At 74.3% G+C, this 960-nt stretch carries 1 protein-coding gene and 2 pseudogenes; 1 reads left to right on the top strand and 2 read right to left on the bottom strand.

What is annotated here, in order from left to right; translation table 11 throughout:
* Nucleotides 1–367: pseudogene (locus AOK23_RS51160) on the top strand (EamA family transporter); the annotation flags it as partial.
* A 162-nt stretch (nt 368–529) separates the two neighbouring features.
* Here AOK23_RS51160 and AOK23_RS51155 read toward each other — a convergent pair.
* A pseudogene (locus tag AOK23_RS51155) lies at nt 530–676 on the bottom strand (MFS transporter); the annotation flags it as partial.
* Nucleotides 677–678: 2 nt separating this feature from the next.
* Nucleotides 679–960, bottom strand: a 282-nt coding sequence (locus AOK23_RS51150) for an MFS transporter (protein ID WP_338056567.1), incomplete at both ends; no start/stop codon positions are given.

Below are 960 nucleotides of genomic sequence, written 5' to 3'. Positions count from 1 at the left end.
CGGGCGCCGTCGCGGTGGGTCTGTCGATGTCCGGCGAGGGCGGCGCGTCGGTGCTGGGCGTCGTGCTGTGCGTGCTCGCGGCGGTCGCGTACGCGGGCGGCGTGGTCGCGCAGAAGCCCGCGCTGGGCTCGGCGAGCGCCCTCCAGGTGACCACCTTCGGCTGTCTCGTCGGGGCGGTGCTGTGCCTTCCGTTTGCCGGGCAACTGGTGCGGGACGCGGCCGACGCGCCGCTCTCCGCGACCCTCAACATGGTCTACCTGGGTGTCTTCCCGACCGCACTGGCGTTCACGACCTGGGCGTACGCCCTGGCCCGTACGACCGCGAGCCGGATGGGCGCCACCACGTACGCCGTGCCCGCGCTGGTCGTNNACGGTCCCGGCCGCGGGCGGGGGCGAGGGCCCGGGGTGCTGCGGACGGCACGGCGGTGACCGGTGCGGCCGAGGTGGCGGAGGTCGCGGTGGCCGTGGCTCCGGACACGATTGCGGAGCCACGGCCCGAGCGCGATCGGACCTCCTAGCCGACGCGGCGGCTAACCGACCTGTTCCGCCGGCTCCGCCTGGGGGGCCGGCTCGGTGCGCGCACTCGCCCGGCGGGCGAGGACCCTGATCGACAGGAGCGCCACCACCGAGAGCACGATGATGTACGCGGACACCGCCATCGAGGTGCCGGTGGCCTCNNGAGGCCACCGCCGAGGACCGCCGCGATCTGGTAGCCGAGCGAGGCGCCCGTGTACCGCATCTCGGGCGTGAACAGCTCGGCGAACAGGGCGGCCTGCGGCCCGTACATGATGCTGAGGAAGCAGCTGGCGACGAAGGTGCCGACGGCCAGCCACACCAGGGAGCGGGTGTCGATGAGCAGGAACAGCGGCACGGCCCACAGGGCGATGCCGGCCGCACCGAACGCGTAGATCCGGATCCGGCCGACCCGGTCGGAGAGGGCCGCGGCGGCGGGGATCAGGAC

The sequence above is a fragment of the Streptomyces torulosus genome, assembly GCF_001419765.1.
Taxonomy (GTDB): Bacteria; Actinomycetota; Actinomycetes; order Streptomycetales; family Streptomycetaceae; genus Streptomyces; species Streptomyces torulosus.
This window is presented reverse-complemented; position numbering and strand designations above follow the sequence as displayed.